Origin of the sequence: Aquabacterium sp., assembly GCF_036279675.1 — a bacterium.
Taxonomy (GTDB): Bacteria; Pseudomonadota; Gammaproteobacteria; order Burkholderiales; family Burkholderiaceae_C; genus Aquabacterium.
Genome location: NZ_DASUIS010000103.1, coordinates 1 through 16,077, shown reverse-complemented (window position 1 = coordinate 16,077; position 16,077 = coordinate 1). Strand labels below are relative to the sequence as shown.

The 16,077-nt window shown below is 62.6% G+C and carries 16 protein-coding genes; all 16 read left to right on the top strand.

Annotation, left to right across the window (positions count from 1 at the left end; all coding sequences use genetic code 11):
• Positions 1 to 126 precede the first annotated feature (126 nt).
• The gene (locus tag VFW93_RS12495; protein WP_329694319.1) at positions 127 to 489 is read left to right on the top strand and encodes an NADH-quinone oxidoreductase subunit A; all 363 of its coding nucleotides are present in this window, start codon (positions 127 to 129) and stop codon (positions 487 to 489) included.
• Between the two features lie 32 nt (positions 490 to 521).
• Positions 522 to 998, top strand: coding sequence for an NADH-quinone oxidoreductase subunit B family protein (locus tag VFW93_RS12490; RefSeq protein WP_329694318.1), 477 nt, complete (start codon positions 522 to 524; stop codon positions 996 to 998).
• Positions 999 to 1,012: 14 nt separating this feature from the next.
• A complete protein-coding gene (locus VFW93_RS12485) occupies positions 1,013 to 1,624 on the top strand; it encodes an NADH-quinone oxidoreductase subunit C (RefSeq protein ID WP_329694317.1) in 612 nt (203 codons plus the stop codon).
• Between the two features lie 13 nt (positions 1,625 to 1,637).
• Positions 1,638 to 2,891: an NADH-quinone oxidoreductase subunit D gene (locus VFW93_RS12480; protein WP_329694316.1), complete on the top strand. Its 1,254-nt coding sequence runs from the start codon at positions 1,638 to 1,640 to the stop codon at positions 2,889 to 2,891.
• A 16-nt stretch (positions 2,892 to 2,907) separates the two neighbouring features.
• Positions 2,908 to 3,393 (top strand): NADH-quinone oxidoreductase subunit NuoE, encoded by a 486-nt coding sequence (gene nuoE, locus VFW93_RS12475; RefSeq protein ID WP_329694315.1) that lies wholly within the window; start codon positions 2,908 to 2,910, stop codon positions 3,391 to 3,393.
• Between the two features lie 12 nt (positions 3,394 to 3,405).
• Positions 3,406 to 4,749, top strand: a complete 1,344-nt coding sequence (gene nuoF / locus VFW93_RS12470) for an NADH-quinone oxidoreductase subunit NuoF (RefSeq protein ID WP_329694314.1) — start codon at positions 3,406 to 3,408, stop codon at positions 4,747 to 4,749.
• Positions 4,750 to 4,853: 104 nt separating this feature from the next.
• Entirely contained in the window at positions 4,854 to 7,172 is a 2,319-nt protein-coding gene (nuoG, locus tag VFW93_RS12465; RefSeq protein ID WP_329694313.1) for an NADH-quinone oxidoreductase subunit NuoG, read from the top strand.
• Positions 7,173 to 7,194: 22 nt separating this feature from the next.
• Positions 7,195 to 8,292 (top strand): NADH-quinone oxidoreductase subunit NuoH, encoded by a 1,098-nt coding sequence (nuoH, locus tag VFW93_RS12460; protein WP_329694312.1) that lies wholly within the window; start codon positions 7,195 to 7,197, stop codon positions 8,290 to 8,292.
• A gap of 12 nt (positions 8,293 to 8,304) precedes the next feature.
• Positions 8,305 to 8,802 carry an NADH-quinone oxidoreductase subunit NuoI gene (gene nuoI, locus VFW93_RS12455; protein WP_329694311.1) on the top strand — a complete coding sequence of 166 codons (498 nt, stop codon included), beginning with the start codon at positions 8,305 to 8,307 and terminating at the stop codon, positions 8,800 to 8,802.
• A gap of 10 nt (positions 8,803 to 8,812) precedes the next feature.
• The gene (locus VFW93_RS12450; protein ID WP_329694310.1) at positions 8,813 to 9,466 is read left to right on the top strand and encodes an NADH-quinone oxidoreductase subunit J; all 654 of its coding nucleotides are present in this window, start codon (positions 8,813 to 8,815) and stop codon (positions 9,464 to 9,466) included.
• Complete coding sequence (gene nuoK / locus VFW93_RS12445; RefSeq protein WP_329694309.1) at positions 9,463 to 9,774, top strand: NADH-quinone oxidoreductase subunit NuoK; 312 nt, start codon at positions 9,463 to 9,465, stop codon at positions 9,772 to 9,774. Before VFW93_RS12450 ends, nuoK begins: the two co-directional genes overlap by 4 nt.
• A gap of 24 nt (positions 9,775 to 9,798) precedes the next feature.
• On the top strand, positions 9,799 to 11,808 hold the full coding sequence (nuoL, locus tag VFW93_RS12440; RefSeq protein WP_329694308.1) for an NADH-quinone oxidoreductase subunit L: 2,010 nt from the start codon (positions 9,799 to 9,801) through the stop codon (positions 11,806 to 11,808).
• A 25-nt stretch (positions 11,809 to 11,833) separates the two neighbouring features.
• Positions 11,834 to 13,312, top strand: a complete 1,479-nt coding sequence (locus tag VFW93_RS12435) for an NADH-quinone oxidoreductase subunit M (RefSeq protein WP_329694320.1) — start codon at positions 11,834 to 11,836, stop codon at positions 13,310 to 13,312.
• Positions 13,313 to 13,325: 13 nt separating this feature from the next.
• A complete protein-coding gene (nuoN, locus tag VFW93_RS12430) occupies positions 13,326 to 14,807 on the top strand; it encodes an NADH-quinone oxidoreductase subunit NuoN (protein ID WP_329694307.1) in 1,482 nt (493 codons plus the stop codon).
• A 15-nt stretch (positions 14,808 to 14,822) separates the two neighbouring features.
• Positions 14,823 to 15,134 (top strand): DUF2818 family protein, encoded by a 312-nt coding sequence (locus tag VFW93_RS12425; protein WP_329694306.1) that lies wholly within the window; start codon positions 14,823 to 14,825, stop codon positions 15,132 to 15,134.
• 3 nt (positions 15,135 to 15,137) lie between these two features.
• Complete coding sequence (locus tag VFW93_RS12420) at positions 15,138 to 15,755, top strand: NUDIX hydrolase (protein WP_329694305.1); 618 nt, start codon at positions 15,138 to 15,140, stop codon at positions 15,753 to 15,755.
• Positions 15,756 to 16,077: the final 322 nt, after the last annotated feature.

The following is a 16,077-nucleotide window of genomic DNA, read 5'->3' as shown; positions in this document are numbered from 1 at the left end:
TACGCAAGACTCAAGTGGGCGCGTTGAGGGTTTGGCCCGAACTGTCATGTTCGGCACGCTAGACTCCCAGCGCGCTTTTTTGTTGCGTGTTTTTCCTTGATCTTGGGCAGCAAAGGGATCTGATCCATGTTCAGCCTCGAGCAATACCTTCCCGTCATCCTCTTTGTGTTGGTGGGCATCGGCGTCGGTGTGGCGCCCCAACTGCTGGGCTTCCTGCTCGGCCCTCGTCGTCCTGACGAGGCCAAGAACTCTCCTTACGAGTGCGGCTTCGAGGCCTTCGAAGACGCTCGCATGAAGTTCGATGTGCGCTATTACCTGGTGGCCATCCTCTTCATTCTGTTCGACCTGGAAATCGCGTTCCTGTTCCCCTGGGCCGTGTCCCTGCGTGAGATCGGTGCCGTGGGCTTCTGGGCCATCATGCTGTTCCTGGGCATTCTGGTCGTAGGTTTCATCTACGAGTGGAAAAAAGGCGCCCTGGACTGGGAATGACCGCTGGTCGTCAAGCAATAAGGTAGCTTCACATGGGTATCGAAGGCGTCTTCAAAGAAGGCTTCATCACCACCTCGGTTGACACCCTCGTCAACTGGTCCAAGACCGGTTCGATGTGGCCCATGACCTTTGGTCTGGCCTGCTGCGCGGTGGAAATGATGCACGCGGGCGCGGCCCGCTACGACATTGACCGCTTTGGCATGTTGTTTCGTCCCAGCCCCCGTCAGTCCGACCTGATGATCGTGGCCGGCACGCTGTGCAACAAGATGGCACCGGCCCTGCGCAAGGTGTATGACCAGATGGCCGAACCCCGCTGGGTGCTGTCCATGGGGTCGTGCGCCAACGGTGGTGGCTACTACCACTACAGCTACTCGGTGGTGCGTGGTTGCGATCGCATCGTGCCGGTGGATGTCTACGTGCCGGGCTGCCCGCCCACGGCCGAGGCGCTGCTCTACGGGATCTTGCAGCTGCAAGCCAAGGTCCGCCGTGAAAACACCATTGCGCGCTGAGCACGGAGCCCCACATGACTCAAAAACTCGACGCCCTGCAAGCCGCCCTGCACGAAGTGCTGGGCGAGTCCATCGCCCGTTTTGAACGCGTCAAGGGCGAGATCTCCATCACTGTCCGGGCTGCCGATTACCTGCGCGTGGCCACCACCTTGCGCGATCACGCCAGCTTGCGTTTCGAGCAGTTGATTGACCTGTGCGGCATGGACTATTCGGCCTACAAGGATGGCGCTGAATCAGTCTATTCGGATGGTCCTCGCTTTGGCGTGGTCTCGCACCTGCTGTCCATCAGCAAGAACTGGCGCGTGCGCCTGAAGGTGCTGGCCCCCGATGACGGTTTCCCCATCGTGGCCTCGGTCACCGAGGTCTGGAACTGTGCCAACTGGTTCGAGCGCGAAGCCTTCGACCTGTACGGCATCGTCTTCGAGGGGCACGAAGATCTGCGCCGCATCCTGACGGACTACGGCTTCATCGGTCACCCCTTCCGCAAGGACTTCCCGACATCGGGTCACGTTGAAATGCGTTATGACCCCGAGCAAAAGCGTGTGATCTACCAGCCCGTCACCATCGAGACCCGCGAGATCACCCCGCGCATCATCCGTGAAGACAACTACGGTGGTCTCCACTGATCGAGGTTGAGCCATGGCAGACATCAAGAACTACACCCTGAACTTTGGTCCGCAGCACCCGGCAGCACACGGCGTGCTGCGTCTGGTGCTGGAGCTGGACGGCGAAGTCATCCAGCGCGCCGACCCTCACATCGGCCTGCTGCACCGTGCCACCGAAAAGCTGGCCGAATCCAAGACCTTCATCCAGTCGTTGCCCTACATGGACCGCCTGGACTACGTCTCGATGATGTCCAACGAGCACGCTTACTGCTTGGCCATCGAGAAGCTGCTGGGCGTGGATGTGCCCGTGCGTGCGCAGTACATCCGTGTGATGTTCGCTGAGATCACCCGGGTGCTGAATCACCTGCTGTGGTTGGGCTGTCACGGCTTCGACTGCGGCGCCATGAACATCCTGATCTACTGCTTCCGCGAGCGCGAAGACCTCTTCGACATGTACGAAGCCGTGTCGGGTGCCCGCATGCACGCGGCCTACTTCCGCCCCGGTGGTGTCTACCGCGACCTGCCGGACACCATGCCGCAGTACAAGGTCAGCAAGATCAAGAATGCGCGCACCATCGCGCAGCTCAACGAGAACCGTCAGGGCTCGCTGCTGGATTTCATCGATGATTTCACCCAGCGTTTCCCCAAGCTGGTGGACGAGTACGAAACCCTGCTGACCGACAACCGCATCTGGAAGCAGCGCACCGTCGGCATTGGCGTGGTCACGCCCGAGCGCGCCCTGCAGATGGGCCTGTCGGGCGCCATGCTGCGCGGCTCGGGCATCGCCTGGGATCTGCGCAAGCAGCAGCCCTATGACGTCTACAGCCAGCTTGACTTCGACATCCCCGTGGGCAAAGAGGGCGATTGCTACGACCGCTATGTGGTCCGCATCGAAGAGCTGCGTCAGTCCAACCGCATCATCAAGCAGTGCGTGGACTGGCTGCGCAAGAACCCCGGCCCCGTCATCACCGACAACCACAAGGTCGCGCCGCCATCGCGTGTGCAGATGAAGACCTCGATGGAAGAGCTGATCCACCACTTCAAGCTCTTCACCGAAGGCTTCCATGTGCCTGAAGGCGAGGCCTATGCAGCGGTCGAACACCCCAAGGGCGAGTTCGGCATCTACCTGGTCAGCGACGGTGCCAACAAGCCCTATCGCCTGAAGATCCGTGCCCCGGGCTTCCCGCACCTGGCCGCCCTGGACGAAATGTCGCGTGGCCACATGCTGGCCGACGCCGTGGCCATCATCGGCACGATGGACATCGTGTTCGGCGAGATTGACCGATAAGCGAGCAGCAAAGCCTATGTTGAGCGAACAAACCAAGGCGCGGTTCGACCGCGAAATCGCCAAGTACCCGGCTGACCAGCGTGTGTCGGCGGTCATGGCCTGTCTGAGCATCGTCCAGCAGGAGCAGGGTTGGGTCTCGCCCGAGAGCGAGAAGGCCATCGCCGATCACATCGGCATGCCCGCCATCGCGGTGCATGAGGTCACGACCTTCTACAACATGTACAACCAGAAGCCCGTTGGTCAGTTCAAGATCAATGTGTGCACCAACCTGCCTTGCCAGTTGCGTGACGGGCAGAAGGCTTTGAAGCACCTGTGCGACAAGCTGGGCGTGGAAGACGGCGGCACCACCGCCGATGGCCTGTTCACCGTGCAGCACTGCGAGTGCCTGGGCGCCTGCGCCGACGCACCGGTGGCGCTGGTCAATGACCGCCAGATGGTCAGCTTCATGAGCCCCGAGCGCCTTGACGAGATGGTCGAAGCGCTCAAGGCGCAGGCCAAGTGAGGGTGAGACAAGATGCTTGACCTTTCCAAATTCCAGGCGACCGGCAAGGAAACCGTGTTCCACGGCCGCCACATCAATCCTCAGATCTACGCCGGCATCGACGGCACGAACTGGCGCCTCAAGGACTACGAAGCCCGTGGGGGTTACGCAGCCCTGCGCAAGATCCTGGGCAAGGATGGCGGCGAAGGCATGACGCAGGATCAGGTGATCGCTGAAGTCAAGGCCTCGTCGCTGCGCGGTCGTGGTGGCGCGGGCTTTCCCACCGGCCTGAAGTGGAGCTTCATGCCCCGCGCCTTTCCCGGTCAGAAGTACCTGGTGTGCAACTCCGACGAGGGCGAGCCGGGCACGGCCAAGGACCGCGAGATCCTGCGCTACAACCCGCACACCGTGATCGAAGGCATGGCCATTGCGGCCTACGCCATGGGCATCACCGTGGGCTACAACTACATCCACGGTGAAATCTTCGAAGCCTACGAGCGCTTCGAAGAAGCCCTGGAAGAGGCCCGTGCCGCTGGCTATCTGGGCAAGAACATCATGGGCAGCGATTTCAGCTTCCAGCTGCATGCGCACCATGGTTTCGGCGCCTACATCTGCGGTGAAGAGACCGCCTTGCTCGAATCGCTGGAAGGCAAGAAGGGGCAGCCCCGCTTCAAGCCGCCGTTCCCGGCCAGCTTTGGCCTGTACGGCAAGCCCACGACCATCAACAACACCGAGACCTTTGCGGCCGTTCCCTGGATCATCCGCAACGGTGGCGAGGCCTTCCTGGCGGCGGGCAAGCCCAACAATGGTGGCACCAAGTTGTTCACCATCAGCGGTGATGTCGAGTTGCCCGGCAACTACGAGATCCCCATGGGCACCCCGTTTGCCAAGCTGCTGGAGCTCGCCGGTGGCGTGCGCGGCGGCAAGAAGCTCAAGGCCGTGATTCCGGGCGGCTCGTCGTCGCCCGTGATCCCCGGCCACATCATGATGGACCTGACGATGGACTATGACTCCATCTCCAAGGCCGGCTCCATGCTGGGCTCGGGCGCGGTCATCGTGATGGACGAGACGCGCTGCATGGTCAAGAGCCTGCAGCGTCTGTCCTACTTCTACATGCACGAATCCTGCGGCCAGTGCACGCCCTGCCGCGAAGGCACGGGCTGGTTGTGGCGCGTGGTCGATCGCATCGAGACCGGCCGTGGCCGCCCCGAAGACATCGACCTGCTGGACAACGTGGCGGAGAACATCCAGGGGCGCACCATCTGCGCCCTGGGCGATGCCGCCGCCATGCCGGTGCGTGCGTTCATCAAGCACTACCGCGACGAGTTCGTGCATCACATCGAACACAAGACCTGCGTGGTCCCGGCCTATGTCTAAGCGCCCCCACGCTCGGAGTACCTCGCTGCCCCCCGAGGGGGCTGGTCTTCCTTGGGGCGGCCCGGCGGAAGCCCGCACGCGCGCCCCCAAAGGTGAGTAAAGCTATGGTTGAAATCGAAATCGACGGCCGCAAGGTCCAGGCACAGGAAGGCAGCATGGTGATCCGTGCTGCCGAAGAAAACGGCACCTTCATCCCGCACTTCTGTTATCACAAGAAGTTGTCGATCGCGGCCAACTGCCGCATGTGCCTTGTGGACATCGAGAAGGCACCCAAGCCCATGCCGGCCTGCGCCACGCCGGTGACGCAAGGCATGATCGTGCGCACCAAGAGCGACAAGGCGGTCAAGGCGCAGCAGAGCGTGATGGAGTTCCTGCTCATCAACCACCCGCTGGATTGCCCCATCTGCGATCAGGGCGGCGAGTGTCAGCTGCAGGATCTGGCCGTGGGATACGGCGGTTCCGCCTCACGCTACAACGAAGAAAAGCGCGTGGTCTTCCACAAGGAGGTCGGCCCCCTGATCTCCATGGAGGAGATGAGCCGCTGCATTCAGTGCACCCGCTGCGTTCGTTTCGGTCAGGAGATCGCTGGCGTGATGGAGCTGGGCATGGTCCATCGCGGCGAGCACTCCGAGATCGCCACCTTCGTCGGCCAGTCGGTGGACTCCGAACTATCGGGCAACATGATCGATCTGTGCCCGGTGGGCGCCCTGACCAGCAAGCCCTTCCGCTACAGCGCCCGCACCTGGGAGTTGTCGCGTCGCAAGAGCGTCAGCCCGCACGACTCGACCGGTGCCAACCTGGTGGTCCAGGTCAAGAACGGCAAGGTGTTGCGCGTGGTGCCGCTGGACAATGAAGAGGTCAACGAATGCTGGATCGCCGACCGCGATCGTTTCAGCTACGAGGCCCTGAACAGCGATGAGCGCCTGACCCAGCCCATGATCAAGCAGGGTGGCCAGTGGCGCGAGGTCGACTGGACCACGGCGCTCGAGTACGTGGCCCATGGCCTCAATTGCATCAAGACCGAGCAGGGCGCATCGGCCATCGGTGCCCTGGCCACCGAGCACAGCACGGTGGAAGAGCTCTACCTGCTGGGCCAACTGGTGCGCGGTCTGGGCAGCGACAATGTCGACACCCGTCTGCGTCAGGCTGACTTCAGCACCGGCGCCGGCGCGCGCTGGTTGGGCCTGCCCATCGCCGAGCTGTCCACCCTGGACGCCGCGCTGGTGGTCGGCTCCTTCCTGCGCAAGGACCATCCTCTGTTTGCCTCGCGTCTGCGTCAGGCCGCCAAGAAGGGCGCTGCCATCAGCGCCATTGGCGCCACGACCGACGACTGGCTGATCCCCCTGGCGCAGCGCGTGACGGTGGCACCGAGCGCCTGGGCCCAGGCTCTGGCCGATGTGGCCGCGGCGGTGGCTGCTGAACGCGGTGTGGCCGCCCCGGTGGCTGGCACGGCCAGCGAGTCTGCCAAGGCCATCGCTGCCTCGCTGCTGTCAGGTGAGCGCAAGGCCGTGCTGCTGGGCAATGCCGCAGCACAGCATCCGCAAGCGTCGACGCTGCAGGCTCTGGCTCAGTGGATTGCCGACCAGACCGGTGCCAAGCTGGGCTTCCTGAGCGAATCGGCCAACACGGTCGGCGCGCAACTGGTGGGCGCTCAGCCCCGTACGGGTGGCCTCAACGCCGGCCAGATGCTGGCGGGCAAGGGTCTCAAGGCCATCGTGCTGCTGGGTGTCGAGCCTGAGTTCGATACCGCCAACCCTGCTGCGGCACGTGCTGCGGTGGACGGTGCCGACATGGTCGTGACCATGAGCGCGTTCAAGAGCGCTGCGGCCCTGGACTATGCCGATGTGCTGCTGCCCATCGCCCCGTTCTCTGAAACCTCGGGCACCTTCGTCAACGCCGAAGGGCGTGTGCAAGGCTTCCACGGGGTCGTCAAGCCTCTGGGCGAGACACGTCCTGCCTGGAAGGTGCTGCGCGTGCTGGGCAATCTGCTGAGCATCCCTGGTTTCGAGTTCGACTCGACCGAGCAGGTGCGTGCGGCGGCCCTGGGCGATCTGGCCACTGTGCCGGCCCGCCTGTCCAATCAAACCAGCGCTGCCATTACGCTCACGGGCTCGACCGGGGGGCTGGAGCGCATTGCCGATGTGCCCATCTACTGTGCCGACGCCCTGGTGCGTCGCTCGCCCGCTTTGCAAGCCACGGCGGATGCCCGCACCCCGGTGGCCAGCCTGCCGCAAGCCCTGTGGGCCGAACTCGGTCTGGGTGAGGGCGCGCAAGTCAAGGTGTCTCAGGATGGCGCTTCTGCCGTGTTGAGCGCCGTGCTGGATGCCAGCCTGCCCGCCAACGTCGTGCGTGTGCCTGCCGGTCACGCGCTGACCTCCACGCTGGGGGCGTCGTTTGGCGCCATCCGCGTCGAGAAGGCTTGAAGGACAGGGAAGGAAACACACCATGATTGACACCCTGTACAACGCTGGCGCCGATTCCCTGGGTGGCGCCTGGCCCGTGATCTGGGCCTTGATCAAGATCGTGGCGCTGCTGCTGCCCTTGCTGGGTTGCGTGGCCTACCTCACGCTGTGGGAGCGCAAGGCCATTGGCTGGTCGCAGATCCGTCCGGGCCCCAATCGCACGGGCCCCATGGGCCTGCTGCAGCCCATCGCCGACGCGGTCAAGCTGATCTTCAAGGAAATCATCCTGCCCTCGGCCGCGAACAAGCCGCTGTTCCTGCTGGGCCCCATCATGACCATCATGCCGGCGCTGGCCGCCTGGGCCGTGGTGCCCATGGGCCCGGATGCTGCCCTGGCCAATGTCAACGCGGGCCTGCTGTTCCTGATGGCGATCACCTCGCTGGAAGTCTATGGCGTGATCATCGCCGGCTGGGCCTCCAACTCCAAGTACGCCTTCCTGGGCGCGCTGCGCGCTTCGGCGCAGATGGTGTCGTATGAGATCGCCATGGGCTTCTGCCTGGTCGTCGTGCTGATGACCGCCGGCTCCATGAACATGACGGACATCGTCACGACGCAGAACACGGGCACGTTCGCGTCCATGGGCGTGAACTTCCTGTCGTGGAACTGGCTGCCGCTGCTGCCCATCTTCATCGTCTACTTCATCTCGGGTCTGGCTGAGACCAACCGTCACCCCTTTGACGTGGTGGAAGGCGAGTCCGAAATCGTGGCCGGTCACATGATCGAGTACTCGGGCATGGCCTTCGCCATGTTCTTCCTGGCCGAATACGCCAACATGATCCTGGTCTCCGCCCTGGCGGTCATCATGTTCCTGGGTGGCTGGGGTGCGCCGATCTCCTTCAGCGCACTGGGCATGAGCACGCCCGAGTGGATCGTCAGCTCCATGTGGTTCTGGAACTGGTTCTGGCTGTTCGGCAAGACCTTTGTCGTGGTCACCATGTTCCTGTGGGTGCGCGCCTCCTTCCCCCGCTTCCGCTATGACCAGATCATGCGTCTGGGCTGGAAGATCTTCATTCCCGTCACCCTGGTGTGGCTGGTGGTCGTGGGTCTGTGGATCCAGTCCCCCTGGAACATCTGGAAATAAGAGGTCGCACCCATGTCTGCTTTGGCGTCCTTCAAGGATTTTTGTTCGAGCTTCCTGCTGATCGACATGATCAAGGGGTTCGGTGTGACGGGTAAGCACTTCCTGTCGCGCAACATCACGATTCAGTTCCCCGAGGAAAAGACCCCGCTGTCGCCGCGTTTCCGTGGCCTGCACGCCCTGCGCCGTTACGAGAACGGTGAAGAGCGCTGCATTGCCTGCAAGCTGTGCGAGGCGGTCTGCCCGGCAATGGCCATCACCATCGAGTCCGATGTGCGTGACGACGGCAGCCGCCGCACCACGCGCTACGACATCGATCTGACCAAGTGCATCTTCTGCGGTTTCTGCGAAGAGAGCTGCCCCGTGGACTCGATCGTCGAGACCCACATCTTTGAATACCACGGTGAAAAGCGTGGCGATCTGTACTTCACCAAGGACATGCTCCTGGCCGTGGGTGATCGCTACGAAAAAGACATCGCAGCCAACAAGGAGGCGGACGCGAAATATCGCTGATCCGAAGCCCATGGATACCTTGACCCTGCTTTTCTATACCTTCTCCTTCGTGCTGGTGTACGCGGCGTTCCGCGTCATCACGGCCAAGAGCGCCGTCACGGCGGCTTTGCACTTGGTGCTGGCGTTCGCCAACGCCGCCTGCGTGTGGATGCTGCTGGAGGCGGAGTTCCTGGCCATCTCGCTGGTGCTCGTGTACGTGGGCGCCGTGATGGTGCTCTTCCTCTTCGTGGTGATGATGCTGGACATCAACATCGACTCCATCCGGCAAGGCTTCTGGAAGCACTTCCCGGTGGCCGGTGTGCTCGGTGCCGTGATCGCCATCGAGATGGCCTTCGTGCTGACCCGAGGCTTCGACATGCCCACGGCCAAGGCCTTTGCGCCCGAGGTGGCCAAGATCGCCAACAGCAAGGCGCTGGGCATCGAGCTCTACACCAACTACCTGCTGCCCGTGCAGATCGCCGCCACGATCCTGCTGGTTGGCATCATCGCGGCCATCGCACTCACGCACCGCGGCCGCAAGGACTCGCGCAGCCAGAACGCCAGCCAGCAGGTCAAGGTCAAGAAGGCCGACCGCCTGCGCGTGCTGAAGATGGACCCTGTCATCGAGCAGCCCTCGGCACCGGCTGAGAGCGCCACCAACCCGACTCAAGGAGGCCAGGCATGACCGGCATCACCCTGGGACATTACCTCTCGCTGGGCGCGATCCTGTTCTCGATGTCGGTGATCGGGATCTTCCTGAACCGCAAGAACCTCATCGTGCTGCTCATGGCCATCGAGCTGATGCTGCTGGCCGTGAACCTGAACTTCGTGGCCTTCTCGCACTATCTGGGCGACATGGCCGGTCAGGTCTTCGTTTTCTTCATCCTGACCGTGGCGGCCGCTGAATCGGCCATCGGTCTGGCCATCCTGGTGGTGCTGTTCCGCAATCGTTCCTCGATCAACGTGGACGAGATGGACACCCTCAAGGGCTGACCCCGCGCTAGGAGAGACACAACAATGTCCGAACTTTCTGTCAACTCGCTGCTGGCGGTGCCCCTGGCGCCGCTGGTCGGCTCGATCCTCGCCGGCCTGTTCGGCAAGATCATCGGCCGCCGTGGCGCGCATGTGCTCACCATCCTGGGTGTGCTGATTTCCTTCATCATCTCGGCCGGTGTGCTCAAGGACGTGGCCGTCGATGGCGCACGCTTCAACCAGACCATCTATGAATGGATGACGCTGGGCTCGCTCAAGATGGAAGTGGGCTTCATGATCGATGGCCTGTCGGCCATGATGATGTGCGTGGTCACCTTCGTGTCGCTGATGGTGCACCTCTACACCATTGGCTACATGGAAGAGGACGACGGCTACCAGCGCTTCTTCAGCTACATCTCGCTGTTCACCTTCTCCATGCTGATGCTCGTGATGAGCAACAACATGCTGCAGCTGTTCTTCGGCTGGGAGGCCGTGGGCCTGGTGTCCTACCTGCTGATCGGTTTCTGGTTCAAGAAGCCCACGGCCATCTTCGCCAACATGAAGGCCTTCCTGGTCAACCGTGTGGGTGACTTTGGCTTCATCCTGGGCATCGGTCTGCTGCTGGCCTACACGGGTACGCTCAACTACACCGAGGTGTTTGCCAAGGCCTCCACGCTGACCGGCCAGGTGCTGCCTGCCACCGACTGGGCCCTGATCACCGTGATCTGTGTGTGCCTGTTCATCGGTGCGATGGGCAAGTCGGCGCAGTTCCCGCTGCACGTGTGGCTGCCCGACTCGATGGAAGGCCCCACGCCGATCTCCGCGCTGATCCACGCCGCCACCATGGTGACGGCTGGCATCTTCATGGTTTCGCGCATGTCGCCGCTGTTCGAGCTGTCGGATGCTGCCTTGAACTTCATCGTGATCATCGGTTCGATCACTGCCTTGTTCATGGGTTTTCTGGGCATCATCCAGAACGACATCAAGCGCGTGGTGGCCTATTCCACGCTGTCGCAACTGGGTTACATGACCGTGGCCCTGGGCGTGTCGGCCTACAGCGTGGCCATGTTCCACGTGATGACGCACGCCTTCTTCAAGGCGCTGCTGTTCCTGGGCGCGGGCTCCGTGATCATGGGCATGCACCACGATCAAGACATCCGCAACATGGGTGGCCTGCGCAAGTACATGCCCATCACCTGGATCACCTTCCTGCTGGGTAACCTGGCCTTGATCGGCACGCCGTTCTTCTCGGGTTTCTACTCCAAGGACTCGATCATTGAGGCCGTGCATGCCAGCCATCTGCCCGCCGCGAGCTTTGCGAACTTCGCGGTGCTGGCCGGTGTCTTCGTGACGGCGTTCTACAGCTTCCGTGTGTACTTCCTGGTCTTCCATGGCAAGGAGCACTTCCATCACAAGCCCTTCCCTGGCGAACACGACCACCACGACGATGATCATGGCCACGGCCATGACCACACGCCGCATGAGTCGCCCTGGGTGGTGACGGCGCCGCTGCTGCTGCTGGCCGTGCCTTCCGTGGTGATCGGTTTCCTGACCATCCAGCCGCTGCTGTTCGGTGACTTCCTGAAGGACGCCATCTTTGTGGATGCGGCCAAGCATCCGGTCATGGCCGAGCTGGCCCATGAATTCCATGGCGCCACGGCCATGGCGCTGCATGGCGTGCAGACCCTGCCGTTCTGGCTGGCGCTGGCCGGTGTGGTCACGGCTTACGTGTTCTACATGGTGGCCCCCGCCATCCCGGCGGCCTTCGCCAAGGCCCTGCGCCCGCTGATCGTGATCGGCGAGAACAAGTACTTCCTGGACTGGTTCAACGAGAACATCCTGGCCGCCGGTGCTCGCCTGCTGGGGCGTGGCCTGTGGAAGGTGGGCGACGTCGGCATCATCGACGGCCTGCTGGTCAACGGCTCGGCCAAGCTGGTGGGCCTGGTGGGCTCGCTCACGCGCCTGTTCCAGACGGGTTTCCTCTATCACTACGCGCTGATCATGATCCTGGGGGTGCTCGCCCTCATGACCTGGTTCGTGTTCATGCACCCCTGAGCGCGAGGACCGGTCCATGCAAACTATGTCCAATATCCTCTCTTTGTCGATCTGGATCCCCGTGGCCTTCGGGCTCCTGCTGCTGGTCATTGGCCGGCAGGAGAATGCCCAGGTCACCCGCTGGATCGCCTTGATCGGCGCGGTGATCAGCTTCCTGGTGACCGTGCCCCTGATGCTTGACTTCGACACCACGACCGCAGCGATGCAGTTTGTCGAGAAGGCCTCCTGGATCGAGCGCTTCAATGTGTTCTACCACCTGGGGGTCGACGGCATCTCGATGTGGTTCGTTCCCCTGACGGCCTTCATCACCATCATCGTGGTGCTGGCGGGCTGGGAAGTCATCGAAGACCGTCCGCACCAGTATTACGGTGCCTTCCTGATCCTGTCGGGTCTGATGGCGGGTGTGTTCTCGGCGCTCGACGGCCTGCTGTTTTACGTCTTCTTCGAAGCCACGCTGATTCCGATGTACATCATCATCGGCATTTGGGGCGGCCCACGCCGCGTCTACGCTGCGTTCAAGTTCTTCCTGTACACGCTGGCCGGCTCGCTGCTGATGCTGATTGCGCTGATCTTCCTGTACTACAAGTCGGGTGGCAGTTTCGATATCCTGAGCTGGCACAAGTTGCCGCTGGATGCCACGGCCCAGACCCTGCTGTTTGTGGCCTTCTTTGCGGCTTTTGCCGTGAAGGTGCCGATGTGGCCGGTGCACACATGGTTGCCCGACGCCCACGTGGAAGCCCCCACCGGTGGTTCGGTCGTGCTGGCCGCGATCATGCTGAAGCTGGGCTGCTACGGCTTCCTGCGCTTCATGTTGCCCATCGTGCCCGATGCGTCCCATGAATACGCACCGGTGGTGATCACCCTGTCGCTGATCGGCGTGATCTACATCGGTCTGGTGGCCATGGTCCAGCAGGACATGAAGAAGCTGGTGGCGTACTCAAGTATCGCCCACATGGGTTTCGTGACGCTGGGCTTCTTCATCTTCAATGAACTGGGTATCGCCGGTGGCCTGGTGCAGATGATCGCCCACGGCTTCGTGTCGGGCGCCATGTTCCTGAGCATCGGTGTGCTGTACGACCGCGTGCACTCGCGTGAGATCGCCAGCTACGGCGGCGTGGTCAACACCATGCCCAAGTTCGCTGCCTTCGCGCTGTTTTTCTCCATGGCCAACTGCGGTCTGCCGGGTACCGCCGGCTTCGTGGGTGAGTGGATGGTGATCCTGGGTGCCGTGCAGTTCAATTTCGTGATCGGCCTGCTGGCTGCCACGGCGCTGATCTTTGGCGCCGCCTACACGCTGTGGATGTACAAGCGCGTGTACCTGGGCGATGTGGCCAACGATCACGTGCGTGAACTCAAGGACATCAATGCCCGTGAATTCCTGATCATGGCCACTCTGGCCGTGGCCGTGCTGTGGATGGGCGTGCAGCCCAAGCCCTTCACCGACGTGATGCACGTGTCGGTGACGGAACTCATCAAGCACGTCTCCATCAGCAAGTTGAACTGAGGGCCGACTCGAAATGAACAACATGAACTGGCTCGCGGTGGCCCCTGAAATCCTGCTCCTGGGCATGGCCTGTCTGGTCACCCTGGCGGATCTCTTCGTCACCTGTCCCCGTCGTCGTCCGACCTATCTGCTGACCATGCTCACGCTGGCCGCAGTGGCCGGGCTGCACATTTCCTACCTGGACACGTCCATGTCGGGTTACGCCATGCAGGGCATGCTGGTGACCGATGCCATGGGCCATCTGCTGGCCCTGAGCGCGACGCTGGCCGTGATGGGCTCCCTGGTCTACGCGCAGATGTACGCGGGTGACCGCGACATGCTCAAGGGTGAGCTTTTCAGCCTGAGCTTGTTCTCGCTGCTGGGCATCTCCATCATGATCGCGGGCAACAACTTCCTGGTGATCTACCTGGGGCTGGAGCTCATGTCGCTGTCGCTGTATGCCCTGGTGGCGCTGCGCCGTGATCATGCACAGGCCACCGAGGCCGCCATGAAGTACTTCGTGCTGGGCGCACTGGCATCGGGTTTCCTGCTCTATGGCCTGTCCATGATGTACGGCGCCACAGGCTCGCTCGACCTGAACGAGGTCTACAAGGCCACGCTGGCAGGAACGATCAACAAGCAGGTGCTGACCTTCGGTCTGGTGTTCATCGTGGCCGGTCTGGCCTTCAAGCTGGGTGTGGTGCCCTTCCACATGTGGGTGCCTGACGTCTATCAGGGTGCGCCCACGGCGGCCACGCTGCTGGTGGCGGGTGCGCCCAAGCTGGCGGCTTTCGCCATCACCATCCGCCTGCTGGTCGAAGGCCTGATCAATCTGGCCACCGACTGGCAGCAGATGCTGATGATCTTGGCCGTGGCCTCGATGGCCCTGGGCAACCTGGCCGCCATCGCGCAGACCAACCTCAAGCGCATGCTGGCGTACTCCGGTATTGCGCAGCTGGGCTTCATGCTGCTGGGCTTTGTGCCCAGCGTCGTGGCTGGCAACACGGTGTCGGCTGGCAATGGCTATGGCTCATCGCTGTTCTATGTGCTGACCTATGTGCTGACCACCCTGGGGACCTTCGGCCTGATCATGGTGCTGGCACGTCCGGGTCATGAGTCGGAGCAGATCAGCGATCTGGCCGGTCTGGCCAAGCGCAGCCCGCTGCTGGCGGCCGTGATGGCGGTGTTCATGTTCTCGCTGGCAGGCATTCCGCCCACCGGTGGTTTCTACGCCAAGCTGGCCGTGCTGCAGTCTCTGATCACGACCAACTCGCCTTTGTTGATCCAGGTGGCCATCATCGCGGTGGTGCTGTCGTTGTTTGGCGCCTTCTACTACCTGCGCGTCGTCAAGGTCATGTACTTTGACGAGCCTGCCGACGCCACACCGGTGCAGGGTGGGGGCGAGGCCCGCGCGCTGCTGTCGGCCAACGCGCTGGCCGTGCTCGTGCTGGGCATCCTGCCTGGTGGGCTGATGGCCCTGTGCGCTCGCGTGATCGTCCAGTCGCTGGCTGGTTGATACCGAAGGGCAGTCATGAACGGTCTGGTGCCCGCCTGGGCGGTGATCTCGGTGCTGGTGGCGGCCCTGGTGGCGGCCAACCTGCCGTTCATGAACCATCGCCTGTTTTTGCTGGGGCCTGCTCGTCGCCCCAAGCCCACCCTCTGGCATGTGATCGAGTTGCTGGTCTATGCCACGCTGGTGGCCCTGTTGGGGCGCTGGCTGGAGGGCCAGGTGGGCCAGACCGTGCCTCAGCGCTGGGAGTTCTATGCGGTCTGGGCCTGTGTGTTCCTGACCCTGGGCTTCCCAGGCTTCGTGTGGCGTTATCTGCGCCGAGGCGCGCGCTGAGCGATGGGTTCACCGGCATTGCCGTCCGACGGCGCTCAGGACGACGCGCATCTGCGCGAAACCTGCCTGAGCACCGAACTGGTCGAACAAGGCAAGTTTCTGCAATGGCGGCGTGACCGTGTCCAGTTGCCCGATGGCCGGGAGGCCGTGCGGGAGTATGTGGTTCACCCCGGGGCGGTCATGATCGTGGCGGTTCTGCCCGATGGTCGCCTGGTGATGGAGCGGCAGTTCCGTTACCCCGTGGGGATGACCATGATCGAGTTCCCGGCGGGCAAGCTCGACCCGGGTGAGGGCGGCCTGGCCTGCGCACAGCGTGAGTTGCTGGAAGAGACAGGCTACCGGGCGCAACGCTGGGCCAAGGCCGGTGTGATGCATCCGGTCATCGGTTACGCCACCGAGTTCATCGAGATCTGGCTGGCCGAGGGGCTCACGCTGGAAGAGCGCCATCTGGATGAGGGCGAGTTCCTCGATGTGTTCGCCGCCTCGCAGCAGGAGCTGGAAGACTGGATGACACAGGGCCGCCTGACGGACGCCAAGACCATCGTCGGGATGATGTGGTTGCAGCAATGGCGTGCGGGTGCTTGGCAACCCGATTGGCAAGACGTCGCGACGACGGGCTGAGCCGCCGCCTCGGATCACCTAAGCAGCGCCGATGCCCGGTTGGCGTCAGCCTGGGCGCGTCCTCGCGCGACCCATGAACCTTTTGTTCATATTGCATTCATGAGGAATTCATATTCGGTTCATAGCATGGCGGAGTCCCTTCCAACCGCGTCTATGGAGTCCTGCAATGTCCTCGTTTTCTTCCAACCGCCGCCACCTGATCAAGGGCTTTGGCACCTTGCCATTTGTGGGCGCCCTGGCTGCTCTGCACACCCGTGAAGCCATGGCCGCTGGCACCACAGTGCGTGTGCCCAGCGCCTACGGCCCCGTGGCACCGGTGAAC

Coding starts and splice junctions, on each gene's coding strand:
- nuoN (WP_329694307.1), top strand. CDS start 13,326: ATGAACAACATGAACTGGCTCGCGGTGGCCCCTGAAATCCTGCTCCTG.
- nuoG (WP_329694313.1), top strand. CDS start 4,854: ATGGTTGAAATCGAAATCGACGGCCGCAAGGTCCAGGCACAGGAAGGC.
- nuoI (WP_329694311.1), top strand. CDS start 8,305: ATGTCTGCTTTGGCGTCCTTCAAGGATTTTTGTTCGAGCTTCCTGCTG.
- VFW93_RS12480 (WP_329694316.1), top strand. CDS start 1,638: ATGGCAGACATCAAGAACTACACCCTGAACTTTGGTCCGCAGCACCCG.
- nuoE (WP_329694315.1), top strand. CDS start 2,908: ATGTTGAGCGAACAAACCAAGGCGCGGTTCGACCGCGAAATCGCCAAG.
- VFW93_RS12435 (WP_329694320.1), top strand. CDS start 11,834: ATGTCCAATATCCTCTCTTTGTCGATCTGGATCCCCGTGGCCTTCGGG.
- nuoL (WP_329694308.1), top strand. CDS start 9,799: ATGTCCGAACTTTCTGTCAACTCGCTGCTGGCGGTGCCCCTGGCGCCG.
- VFW93_RS12495 (WP_329694319.1), top strand. CDS start 127: ATGTTCAGCCTCGAGCAATACCTTCCCGTCATCCTCTTTGTGTTGGTG.
- nuoK (WP_329694309.1), top strand. CDS start 9,463: ATGACCGGCATCACCCTGGGACATTACCTCTCGCTGGGCGCGATCCTG.
- VFW93_RS12450 (WP_329694310.1), top strand. CDS start 8,813: ATGGATACCTTGACCCTGCTTTTCTATACCTTCTCCTTCGTGCTGGTG.
- VFW93_RS12490 (WP_329694318.1), top strand. CDS start 522: ATGGGTATCGAAGGCGTCTTCAAAGAAGGCTTCATCACCACCTCGGTT.
- VFW93_RS12485 (WP_329694317.1), top strand. CDS start 1,013: ATGACTCAAAAACTCGACGCCCTGCAAGCCGCCCTGCACGAAGTGCTG.
- nuoH (WP_329694312.1), top strand. CDS start 7,195: ATGATTGACACCCTGTACAACGCTGGCGCCGATTCCCTGGGTGGCGCC.
- VFW93_RS12420 (WP_329694305.1), top strand. CDS start 15,138: ATGGGTTCACCGGCATTGCCGTCCGACGGCGCTCAGGACGACGCGCAT.
- VFW93_RS12425 (WP_329694306.1), top strand. CDS start 14,823: ATGAACGGTCTGGTGCCCGCCTGGGCGGTGATCTCGGTGCTGGTGGCG.
- nuoF (WP_329694314.1), top strand. CDS start 3,406: ATGCTTGACCTTTCCAAATTCCAGGCGACCGGCAAGGAAACCGTGTTC.